General features: G+C 70.8%; 8 protein-coding genes. 4 read left to right on the forward strand and 4 right to left on the reverse strand.

The annotated features are described in order from the left end of the window. Window positions 1-156: 156 nt before the first annotated feature. Entirely contained in the window at window positions 157-1965 is a 1809-nt protein-coding gene (locus J4557_RS42845; RefSeq protein WP_307800532.1) for a serine/threonine protein kinase, read from the reverse strand. A 169-nt stretch (window positions 1966-2134) separates the two neighbouring features. Beyond that, the gene (locus J4557_RS42850; RefSeq protein ID WP_208272562.1) at window positions 2135-2320 is read right to left on the reverse strand and encodes a hypothetical protein; all 186 of its coding nucleotides are present in this window, start codon (window positions 2318-2320) and stop codon (window positions 2135-2137) included. Between the two features lie 237 nt (window positions 2321-2557). On the opposite strand from J4557_RS42850, the gene J4557_RS42855 reads away from it, so the two are divergent. Beyond that, window positions 2558-2974: a hypothetical protein gene (locus J4557_RS42855; RefSeq protein ID WP_208272563.1), complete on the forward strand. Its 417-nt coding sequence runs from the start codon at window positions 2558-2560 to the stop codon at window positions 2972-2974. Window positions 2975-2982: 8 nt separating this feature from the next. Here J4557_RS42855 and J4557_RS51990 read toward each other — a convergent pair whose 3' ends face one another. After that, window positions 2983-3237 (reverse strand): hypothetical protein, encoded by a 255-nt coding sequence (locus J4557_RS51990; RefSeq protein ID WP_208272564.1) that lies wholly within the window; start codon window positions 3235-3237, stop codon window positions 2983-2985. A gap of 157 nt (window positions 3238-3394) precedes the next feature. Between J4557_RS51990 and J4557_RS42865 the strand changes: the two genes are divergently transcribed. Then, window positions 3395-4468, forward strand: a complete 1074-nt coding sequence (locus tag J4557_RS42865; protein WP_307800533.1) for a S8 family serine peptidase — start codon at window positions 3395-3397, stop codon at window positions 4466-4468. 10 nt (window positions 4469-4478) lie between these two features. On the opposite strand, the gene eccCa is transcribed toward J4557_RS42865, so the two are convergent. Beyond that, window positions 4479-8486, reverse strand: a complete 4008-nt coding sequence (gene eccCa, locus J4557_RS42870; RefSeq protein ID WP_243777256.1) for a type VII secretion protein EccCa — start codon at window positions 8484-8486, stop codon at window positions 4479-4481. Between the two features lie 135 nt (window positions 8487-8621). On the opposite strand from eccCa, the gene eccD reads away from it, so the two are divergent. Together eccD and eccB are read left to right on the forward strand one after the other, a co-directional pair. Continuing rightward, window positions 8622-10013: a type VII secretion integral membrane protein EccD gene (gene eccD / locus J4557_RS42875; protein WP_208272566.1), complete on the forward strand. Its 1392-nt coding sequence runs from the start codon at window positions 8622-8624 to the stop codon at window positions 10011-10013. Next, complete coding sequence (eccB, locus tag J4557_RS42880) at window positions 10013-11374, forward strand: type VII secretion protein EccB (RefSeq protein ID WP_208272567.1); 1362 nt, start codon at window positions 10013-10015, stop codon at window positions 11372-11374. The genes eccD and eccB overlap by 1 nt, the downstream gene beginning before the upstream one ends. Window positions 11375-11554 lie beyond the last annotated feature (180 nt).

Here is an 11554-nt window from a genome sequence, read left to right on the forward strand (position 1 = left end):
CCGCGCGGTACGTCTCACTGCGGCGGGTCGGCTACGAGCACCGAACGTCGACCCGTCCGCCAAGGGCGAAGAACGAAGACGGCAGAGGCCACCCAGGCGCGAGGGTGGCCTTTCTTCCGCTCTGAGCCGGGCCGCTCTCCCCGGCCGGACGCCGGGTCAGCCGCAGTTGCCGTAAGGGGCGGTGGCGCCGTTGCCTCCGAAGCGGACGCACACGCCCGGCGCGCTCACGTACACCGGTCCCGCGTACCAGGCGTAGGAGCCGCTGTCACCGGTACGGCTGCGACCCTGGGCCTGGAGCCAGACCGAGACCGCGGAGGCCTTGCCCACGTTCTTGGTCTTCATCGTGACGGCGCAGTTCTTCTTGGTGCTGTTGCTGTAGAGCAGGTAGGCGGTGCCCCCGGAACCGGACACGGAGCGCTGCACGTTGTAGCCGCTGCCGCACGCCTGCTGCGGCGTGTACTTGTTCGGCGGCTCCTGGCCGGTCGGGGCCCCGCCGCCACCGGTGCCCTTGGTGGGCGTCGAACCGTCCGGCTGCTGCTTGCCGCCCTGCTTCTTCTTGGGGTTGGCGGGGTCCTGCCCCTGACCCAGCCCCTGCTGCTTGCCCTTGCCGGGCTGCTTCGGCTTGGCCGGGCCGTTCGCCGAGCCGGCGGCGCCGCCGGCGCCCGCCGAGCCGCCGTCCGCGCCAGGGCCCTGCTCGGAGGTCGCCACGCCCCTGTCGTCGTGGCCGTCCCCACCCGACCTCGTGCCGGCCCATACGGCGCCGCCGCCCAGGACGACGGCGGCCACCGCCACCGCGGCCGCGATCGGCACGAGGCGTCCGCGCTTCCTGCCGCCCGAAGGCTGCGCATAGGACGGCCCCGGAAGGCCCGGGGGAACCGGCGGGGGCGCGTACCGGGGATCGGCCGGCTGCGGCGCGATCTCGCCGTACGGCGGAGGCTGCGGCACCGTCGCGTTCCGCAGCCCGGTCGGGTCGGTGACGTGGTCGGGGGGCAGGAACGCCCCCGCCATCACCGAGGGCGGAGCGTTCGGGTCCGTCGATCCCGGATGGCCGGGCGCCGCGCTCTCCACGGGGAGCCCCGGGAAGGCGGGGAGGGGCGGCACCGCACCGGCCGCCTGGGAGGTGCCGCTGGCCGCTCCCACGAGGCGCTCTTGGGCCTCCCGCGCGGTGGGACGCTGTGAGGGGTCCTTGGCCAGGCACGCCAGCACCAGGTCGCGCATCGGTCCGGACAGCTCGCCGATGTCCGGCTCTCCGGAGATGATCCGGTTCATGACGGTCGCCATCTCGTCATTGCCGAACGCGGGACGTCCGGTGGCGGCGAACACCATGGTGGTGCCCCAGGCGAACATGTCCGAGGCGGGACCCACCTGGCCGCCGGTGAAATGCTCGGGCGCCATGTAGGCGGGTGTACCGACGTTCTGGGTCTCACCTGCCGCGCCCAGTGCGCGCGCCACTCCGAAGTCGATCACGCGGGGGCCGTCCGGCCCCATCATCACGTTGTGCGGCTTGAAGTCGCGGTGCACGATCCCGGCCTGGTGGATCGCGGTGAGCGCCGTCAGCGTGCTGATGGCGAGGCGCTCCAGGGCGCCACCGGTACGGGGGCCCTCCTCGCGGACCACGTGGTGCAGGGACAGCCCGGGAACGTACTCGCTGACGATGTAGGGCTGGTCGCCCGCGAGGTCGGCGTCGAGGACCTGCGCGGTGCAGAACCGGGCCACGCGCTTGGCGACCTCCAGTTCCCGCACGAACCGTGCCCGCGCGGACTCGTCCCCGGCCAGCCCGCCGTGCAGCAGCTTGATCGCGACATGGTCGGAGGAATGGACCGAGGTCTCCGCGCCGGACGGCCGGCCCAGGAAGACCGCGCCCTGTCCGCCCTCGCCCAGACGGCCCAGGATCTCGTATCCACCCAGCTCGGTCGGGTCCCCCGACCGCAGCGGATGGGCGTCCGGCATCGTCCTGTCCGTCACACCACTCGCTCCCCGTTGCTGTCGCTTCGTCACGCAAGACTATGGCCACAAGATGGTATGCGCTTCGTGAAACGGATGATCTAGGCCCTCGGCCCGGCATGCCGGAGCCCTCGCGCGGGTGCGCGAGGGCTCCGGGTGCGGCGGCCGGATGTGGCCGTCCGTGCTGGGGTCAGGCCGGGTTCGGCGTCCGCCGCTCGGGCAGCGGCTGCTCGTCCCGGCCCGGGGAGCGGCCCGGTGGGCCCTCCGGGGCATGGTGTCGTTCCAGCCGTGCCGCGACCGCGAGCGCGCGCAGCGAGGTGGACTTCACGTGTTTGTGGCCGTTGTTGGCGCGGGGCCGAAGGATGCTGCTGGGCATGGCTCGCCTCCAGGGGGTCGTGGTGGACGTGGCGTACGTGCTACCCCGAGGGCCGGGGTTCGCACGTCAGTTGCAACCGCAAGATCCTTCCGGCTATTCCGAGTGATCGTTCCGTTTAGCGACGATCGCGGCGTGACGCTCCTCCCTCGGAGGACCGCCAAGACGCGGGTTTCACGCTGCCGTTCCAGCCAGGAGGCGGTTTGTGTCACCGTCCACCCGGCTGTGAAGATGGCCGCCATGGCTCCCTACTTCGACGATCTCGCGGAACGGCTGCGCGCCGGCGGCGTCCCCGCAAGCGAGGTGTCGGAGACGGTGGACGAACTTGCCGCCTGCGTAGCGGAGTCGGGGAAATCCCCGGAAGAGGAGTTCGGCCCCGTGGACGAGCTCGCCGCACGGCTGTCCTCGTCTGGGGACGACGCCTGGGAGCAGGCCCTGCCAGACGTTCCGGCCAGGCGGTTCTTCCGGAGCAAGCGCTTCTACGTGTTCCTCTCGTGCTACGGGGCCTTCGTCGTCGTGGTCTGCGCCGGGTGGCTCGCCTTCGCGCCGGCGGGCTCGCGCACCGGCTTCCTCGTGGGCTTCCTCTTGGGCGCGGTGATCGCAGCGGTCCTGATGACCGTCCGGCTACGGCGGGACCACAGGCGCCTCGTTTCTTGACAGCTCCCCTACAGGCGCGATGCCAAGGTCGTAAGGATTCCTCTACAGTCGTTCGCCGAGCAGCCACCCATGCCCCCGGGGGAGAAGGCGATGCGCGCGATCGGACTCGTTGCGGCCGGTGTCTTACTGGCGTCCTCGTGGCCGGCCTCGCCGGCGTTCGCTGCCGTATCGGCCATCGCGTTCGGACGTCCCTTGGCGGAGCCGGCGCCGAAGTCCTCGCCGGCGAAGAAGCCGTCGTCGAAGCCCACGACGACGCCGTCCACCAAGCCTTCTGTCAAGCCTTCCGCTAAGACGACCCCTAAGCCGTCCACTAGTGCGTCGCCACCGGCCACGCAGGTTCCGGTCGCATGCGACCTGCCGCACGGCTACCGCGGGGCGCTCAAGGAGCCCTGGGCTCAGAAGCGGCTCGCCTTCCAGCGCGTGTGGGGCCTGACCCGGGGACAGGGCGTCAAGGTGGCCGTCGTGGACAGCGGCGTGGACGTCGGCCACACCATGCTGGAGGGCCGCGTCGCCGACTACACCGATCTCACCGGAACGGGCAAGAGGGACTGTGCCGGTCATGGCACCGGTGTCGCCGCGCTCATCGCCGGCCGCGACCTGACGGCCCAAGGGGTCCCGCTCGCCGGTGTCGCGCCTGGGGCCGGGCTCGTCATCGTCAAACAGCAGAACGCCGACCGCGACGAGCATGGCGGCGAGCGCCTTCCCAGCGCCATCCGTAAGGCGGTCGACGTCGGTGCCCAAGTCGTCAACGTTTCCATAGCGGCCGCTCCGTCCCCGGCCCTGGAGCAGGCCGTCCGCTACGCGCAGGACCACGATGCGGTCGTCGTCGCCGCCGCGGGCAACGTCACCAAGGACGACGGGAACGATGGCCCCGCCTACCCCGCGAGCTATCCGGGTGTCATCTCCGTCGCGTCTCTGGGGGAGGACGGTCACCGCATCGAGTCGTCCGGCCTGCAGACCAGGGTCGACCTCGGCGCACCCGGAAGGGACCTCACCATTCCGTGGCCCGGCGGTGGCTACAACCCTCAGGCGGAAGGGACCAGCTTCGCCGCCGCCTATGTGTCAGGTGTCGTGGCGCTGGTGCGAGCGAGTCACCCCGCGCTGCATCAGGACCAGGTCGTCCGGCGCGTCCTGTCGACCGCCGACGGCAACGTGGGTGACGGTACGGGGCGCGGCATGGTGAACCCTACGCAGGCGGTCACCGCGATAGTGCCCGGCGAGGACGCCCCTGGAGCGGCGACCGCGCAGCCCTCACTGCACCCGGCGAAGCTGGCGGCGCCATCGCACTCGGACGGCCATACGACCGACGTCGCGATAGGCGTCGCGGCAGGCGCCGTAGGGCTCGCGGCACTGGCGGCGCTATGCGGCATCGTCGTTCCCATGGGGAATCGCCGCGGATGGCGCCCCGGACGCGTCGTCCTAGGCGACCGGGAAGAGGACGAGGAGCCGATCGTCACCGGCACCGAGGGCGGCACCATCGGCGCCCACCATTGACCGACCTCCGTTAGTCGTCGAGTACGGCGGTCTGCACCAGGCGTGCGCCGTTCCGCCTGTCGGTGAAGGTGCCTCGCCCCACCGGAAGCGGTGTCGGACGCACCTCGCCGAAGAGAGCGCCCTCCTCCTTACTGCCGGACATGATGAGCGCCGGTGCGGCCAAGTCCTTCAACTGCTGAATCACCGGGTCGTACAGGGCGCGACCCATCCCGCCCATGGTCCGGGACAGGACGAGGTGGAGGCCGATGTCACGCGCCTGAGGGAGAAGGTCCAGGAGCGGCAGCAGCGGGTTGTTCGCCGTGGCGACGAGGTCGTAGTCGTCGACGACGACGAACACGTCGGACCCCTTCCACCAGGACCGCTTACGCAACTGCTCCGGAGTGAGGTCGGCCGGCGGCAGGCGGTCGTTGAGGGCGTCCACCAGATCGGTCACGAGCTCCATGGCGGCGGACGCCGAAGCGGCATAGCCGACGCGGTGGTCGGTGTCGGCCGTGTCGAGGAGCGCGCGCCGGTAGTCGATGAAGATCAGCTTCGCCTCGTCGGGGCCGTGGCGGGCCACGATGCCCTCGGCGATCAGCCGCAGCAGGTTCGACTTGCCGCACTCGGTGTCGCCGACGACCACGAAATGCGGGTCGGCGGCGAAGTCCAGCAGGACCGGCGACAGGGTGTCCTCGTCGATCCCGACGGGGACCCGCCATCTCGGCGCCTCAGCGTCCCCGAGAGCCTCCCGGAGGGCCGACGACGGCAGCAGGTCCGGCAGCAGCCGCACGGACGGCGCCTGCGGCCCCTGCCACGCTCCCGCGACCGCCTCCACCATCTTCGCCACGCCGTCGCCGAGGTCGTCGGTGCCGCCGTTCCCGTCCAGCCGCGGCAGCGCGGCCAGGAAGTGCAGGCGGTCGCGGGTGAGGCCGCGGCCCGGGCGCCCCTCGGGGACGTTCTCGGCCAGCCGACGGTCGATCTCCGACTCGTAGGAGTCGCCCAGGCGCAGCTCCAGCCGCGTGCCGAACACGTCCCGGATCCCCATCCGGAACTCCGACCACTTGCCGGCCGTCGCCACCACGTGCACGCCGTAGCCGAGCCCGCGCGCGGCCATGTCGGTGATGACCTCCTCCAGGTGCTCGTACTCCTGGCGCAGCGTCATCCACCCGTCCACTACGAGGAACACGTCTCCGAACCCGTCACCGGGGATCTGACCGGCCGCCCGTAGACGCCGGTACGTCGCGATGGTGTCGATGCCGTGTTCGGCGAACTCCCGCTCGCGCCGCTCAAGGAGCGTGGACACCTCGGCGACCGTCCTGCGGACGCGGTCGGCGTTGAGCCGGTTGCTCACACCGCCCACATGCGGCAGCCCCGAAAGGCCGCCGAGCGTGCCGCCACCGAAGTCCAGGCAGTAGAACTGCACCTCCTCCGCCGTGTGCAGCAGCGAGAGCGACGTGATGAGCGAACGCAGGATCGTCGACTTGCCCGTCTGCGGCGCACCTGCGATCCCGACATGCCCGGCCGCCGCCGACAGGTCCACCCAGAACGGGACGCGCTGCTGGTCGAAGGGCCGGTCGACGATCCCCACCACGGCGGCGAGACGGCCACGGCCTTCCCAGCCCGCTGCCGTCAGGCCGTGCTCGCGCGTGGGCGCCAACGGGGGAAGCAACTGGTCGACCGTGGGAGGAACGTCCAGCGGCGGCAGCCAGATGCGGTGCGCTGCAGGGCCCTGCCCCGCAAGCTGGTCGATGACGGCCTTGAAGAGGGTCTCGCCTGACTCCTGCCCGGCACCGGGCTGCTCCAGCGCGGGCTGAGGCGGCGTCTGCGGCGGAAGATAGGCCGTGCTGTAGGGAATGATCTGGCGCGGCGTTCCCGTACCGGCAGCGGCCGTCTGCGTCCGCTCCTCCTCCTCGACCGGCCCCGACACGTACGCCGCCTTGAACCGGACCATGTCGCTGACGTCGACCTTGAGGTAACCGTTGCCGGGCTGGGACGGCAGCTCGTACGCGTCCGGCACGCCCAGGACCACCCGCGATTCCATGGCGGAGAACGTGCGGAGCCCGATCCGGTACGACAGATGCGAATCGAGCCCCCGCAGCTTGCCCTCCTCCAACCGCTGCGAGGCGAGGAGCAGGTGCACACCCAGCGAACGCCCCAGGCGCCCGATCATCACGAACAGCTCCGCGAACTCCGGCTTGGCGGCCAGCAGCTCGGAGAACTCGTCCAGCACCACGAACAGCGTCGGCAACGGAGCCAGCTGCGCGCCCTGCTCGCGCGCGCGCTCGTAGTCGCGCAGCGAGGCGTGGTTTCCGGCGGCCCGCAGCAGCTCCTGCCGCCGGATCATCTCCCCCTGGAGCGCGTCGTACATGCGGTCGACGAGCGGAAGCTCCTCCTCCAGGTTCGTGATGACCGCCGACACATGCTGCAGACGTTCCAGCCCGAGGAACGTCGCGCCGCCCTTGAAGTCGACAAGGACGAAGTTGAGCGTCTCCGAGGAATGCGTGACCGCCAGGGCCAGAACCAGCGTCCGCAGCAGCTCGGACTTACCCGAACCGGTCGCACCGATCAGCAGCCCGTGCGGACCCATGCCGCCCTGCGCGGACTCCTTGATGTCGAGTTCCACGGCACGGCCGTCGGAGTCGACGCCTATGGGAACGCGTAGCCGGTTGCGTTGTGCTCGCGGCTGCCAGGTGGACCGGAGGTCGATGTCATAGGGCCCGGACAGGCCGAGCAAGGACGTCAGGGTGAGATTGCCGGCCAGCGCGTTCTGCTCCGGCTCGTCCGCGGCACCGGCCCGCAACGGCGCCAGGCGCAGCGCAAGGCCCTCCGCCTGCACGGGTGTGAACCAGTCCGCCTTACCCAGCGGACTGGACACGTCCTTGCCGGTGTGGTCGCGCTCCAGCATCCGCATGCCGTCGTTGGTGACGTGAAGGCGCAGCATGGTCGCGTCGGGCGTGGGCGCAACGGAACCGCTGAGGTCGATGACGCACACGCCCTTGATGCCGTCCGCGCCTATCTGCGAGTCCGGCGGAACGATGCCGTCGTCCATCACCACGACGTGGAACGGAAGATCCTGGTCGACCCCAGGGGAGAACCGAGGGCGGTCCTTCAGATCGTCCTCGAGCAGAGCCTCGAGATCGGCAAGCGAGTGCCCCGTGAGGCGCACAGGCCCCGCAGCGTCGTGCTCCGTGGGGTGCAGGCAGTGCGGCAGCCACTTGGCCCACTGCCACTGCCTCATACGGTCCGGCGACGCGCAGATGGTGAGGCGCACATCGTCCGGTGTATGGAAGGTGACAAGCTGCGCGACCAGCGCGCGCGCCATGGACCGAGCCGCGATCGGGTCCCCCGTCACCACGATCCGTGCGAACGCCGGCAACGAGACCGCCACGGGCAGGTCGGGGACCGTCGCATGAGCGCGTACGAAGCGCCGCAGTGCACCGGCGCACATCGGCTCCAGGTCCTCGATCGGCTTGGTCTCCGGAGTGACGAGGTCCAGCGCGAGCCTCTGCCGCCCGCGCCCGATCCGCACCTGGCCGAAGTCCCCGTCCGCAGGGCGCCGCTCCCACAGCCGGTGGCTCATCGCCAGCGACCACAGTGTCCGCGGGCTGGGCCCGCTCCACTCCAGGGCCTCCCGCTGCTGTGCCGCTGCCTTCCGCACGCGCGCGCGCATCTGGTCCAGGTACCGGTAGTAGTCGCGGCGCGCGCCGTTCAGCCGCTGCTTCCGCTCGCCCGCGCCCTGCCCCATGTGCCCGAAGCCCATGCCGACCATCGACAGGACGAACAGGCCGGACGCCACCCACATGATCGGGTTGCCGCCGCCGGCGCCGCCCGCGCCGCCCATGAACATCAAGCCCATGGCGGCGCCGCTGGCCGCCATCGGCAGGTACATCAGCGCGTTCGCGAACCCCTGGCTGATCGTCTCAGGGATCTCCGGGGGAGGCTCCAGCACGATCTCGCCCTCGGGCAGCCGCGGAGGCGGCCGCCTTTCCGGCCGCCGCACCACCACGATTCCCACGGCCGTGTCCCTTCGCGTCGCCATGACCCGGAGTCAATTTCCGGTCATCCTAGTGATCCCGGACGTGGACCGCCGCCTGATGTAAAGCCATTCTCCAGGTGGCGGAAAACGGTCCCGGCTGATAGTGAATGTGCGGTCATCGCTACGATCGGAGGTCGCGTGAATACCTCGACGGGCGCCGACCTGTGCCGCGTGGTCGTCGTCGCCCCGCACCGCAGGCTGGACCTCTCGCTGCCCGGAGACATTCCCCTTTCCCACATGCTCCCGACGTTGCTGCAGGTCGCGGGCGGCAATTTGGCCGACGCCGGGCTCGAGCACTCCGGCTGGGTGCTGCAGCGGCTGGACGAGGCGCCCCTCGACGAGTCCCGCTCGCTGTCCTCCCTCGGCGTCCGCGACGGGGAGATCCTCTACTTCAGGCCGGAGCTGTCCCAGTTCCCCGAGGTCGCGTTCGACGACGTGGCCGACGTCGTCGCCACCGGCGTGAACGAGCACGCCGACCGGTGGCGCCCGGAGACCACCCGGCGCTTCGGCCTCCTCGGCGGCGCGGCCGTTCTCGGCCTGGGCGCCGTGGGCATCGCCCTCACGGGGCCGCCCTGGGGGCTGCTGACGGCCGCGTCCGCCGGTGTCGCCGTAGCGCTCCTGATGGCGGGGATCGTCCTGTCGCGCGCGCTGGGCGATTCGGGAGCCGGAGCCGTGTTCGGCTACAGCGCGCTCCCGTACGCCTTCCTTGGCGGCCTCCTGGCGCCGGCCAGGCCCGTGCCTCTCCTGCATCTAGGGACGCCCCACCTGGCGGCCGGCTTCGCAGCGGCCACCCTCGCCGCCGTCGTCTCCGCCTTCGCCATCCACGACGGCCTGCCGACGTTCTTGGGCATCGCCTTCGTCGCCCTGCTCGGACTGGTGTCCGCCGCACTCGTCCAAGGTGTCGGGCTGTCCCCGTCGGGAACGGCCGCCCTCGACGCATCCCTGTGCCTCGCCGTCACGGCCCTCATCCCGTCCTTGGCGTTCCGCCTTGCCCGCCTGCCCCTGCCGCCCGTCCCGGAGAACGCCGAAGAACTCCGCAGTGCCCAGACCTTCGACGGCCCGACCCTCCTGCGCCGTACGCGCGAAGCCGACCGCTTCGCCACCGGACTGGTCTCCGCCGTGGGGCTGGCGGGGATCGGCGCACAACTCTCCCTGCTGACCACGCACGGATGGCTCCCCGTGACGATGAGCCTCTGCCTCTCCCTGGTGCTCCTCCTGCGCGCGCGTGTCTTCCACGGCCGCTCACAACGCCTCTGGATGCTGCTGTCCGGCCTCGCCGGCTTCGCCATCCTCGCCCTGCACCAGGCCGCCACGGCCGGCCCCGCCGTGACGCTGCTGACGGTCGTCGTCCCTGCCGTGCTGGCCGTCGCCGTCATGACGGCCATGGCCCTCAGGCTCCCCGCCCGCAAGCCGTCCCCCTTCTGGGGGCGTGCCGGCGACATCGCCGACATCATGCTCATCATCAGCCTGCTGCCCCTCGCGTTCGGGCTGCTCGGCCTGTACTCCTGGCTGCGCGGACTGGCCGGCTGATGCAGACCCGCAAAGACCTGTACCAGGCACACCGTCTGATGACCCAGCGCGTCGCCCTGGCGCTCCTTCAGGGGCGCCCGAGCGCCGCGGAGTCCCCGCTGCGCCGCACCGGCGTCGGGACGCTCTGCGGCGTCATGGTGGCCGTCCTGGTAGCGGCCGGCTTCGGCATCACCGGCCTCATCTTCAAGGGCGGCGCCCGCAATCTCGAACGCCCCGGCGTCCTCATCATCGAGAAGGAGACGGGCGCCACCTACGCCTACAGCCGGCAGGACCGCAAGCTCGTCCCGTTCCTCAACTACGCGTCCGCCCGCCTGGCCATGCCGACGTCCGACATCCAGCGCAAGACCGTCTCGTCCAAGTCCCTGGCGAAATACCCCCGCGACCCGCTCACCGGTATCCAGGGAGCCCCCGAGTCCTTGCCCCCGCCGGGGAAGCCCAGCCACACGGCGTGGTCCTTGTGCGCTCGCACCACAGCACCTTCAGGCGGCTCCACGGTCTCCCTGGTAGGTGGACGTGACATAGGAGGGCGCCCTCTCACCGACGTGCAGGGCGTGGTCGTCAGGGGTGGATCCCAGGACTGGCTCATCTGGCGCAACAGCCGGATGCGGATCACCCCGAAGGCCGCTCGCGGCCTCAGCGCCGAGCAGCCCGTGCCTGTGGACGAACGCTGGCTGAACGGCCTGCCCCAGGGGCCCGACTACGCCGCCCCCACCATCCCCCAAGAAGGACACGAGTTCCCTGGCCCCGGCGACACCTCGGCGCCCGCGGGCCAGATCTTCCATGTCGCCGCCATCGCGGGCACCCCGGAACGGTGGTACGTCCAGGTTCCCGACGGTCTCGCGAGCATCTCCGCTACGCAGGCCCGGCTCCTGCTCGACTCCCTGGCAGCGGGCCCACCGCGCGACATCACCCCCGCGCAGGCCGCGTCCAAGCCGTCCCAGACCAACCTTTACGACCACTCCCTGCCGGACACGCCGCCCCGCGTCGTCGCGTACGACCCCCAGCAGCCCCTGTGCACCGTCTACCTGAAGGCGTCCCACCTTTCGACGGACGCCCGCTTCACCATCGGAGGCAGCCTTCCCGCACCGTCCGGCCAGACGTCCTCCGGCCTCGACCAGGTCGTCCTCCCCGGCGGCGGGACGTTCGCGGGAACCCTCTCCGGCCCCGGCCAGCCGCTGCAGACGTTCTCCCTCCTCACCGACCAGGGCCTCCGCTACCCGGTCCCGACCGCGGACGACATCGCCAAACTCGGCTACGGAACGAAGGACGCGACGCCAATTCCGGCGAATCTATTGCAACTGTTCAAAGAGGGGCCAACCCTTACATCTTCGGCTGCGCAGCGGCCGGTTCCGGCCAAATAGCAGCGGAACCGATCAGAGACTTGACTGATTCTGCTGATCAGCCTGCGGCGGATGCCGACCATAGTTATCCACAGGTGACTTTCCTGATGGACAGGCGGATTGGCCGGTCTCTACGCTTCGTCTTGCTCGTTGTCACGGGGTGTGTCGTCGTATCGGGCGGTGGGGGATTGCCGCCGGTAC

The sequence above is a fragment of the Actinomadura nitritigenes genome (assembly GCF_017573545.1).
Classification (GTDB): Bacteria; Actinomycetota; Actinomycetes; order Streptosporangiales; family Streptosporangiaceae; genus Spirillospora; species Spirillospora nitritigenes.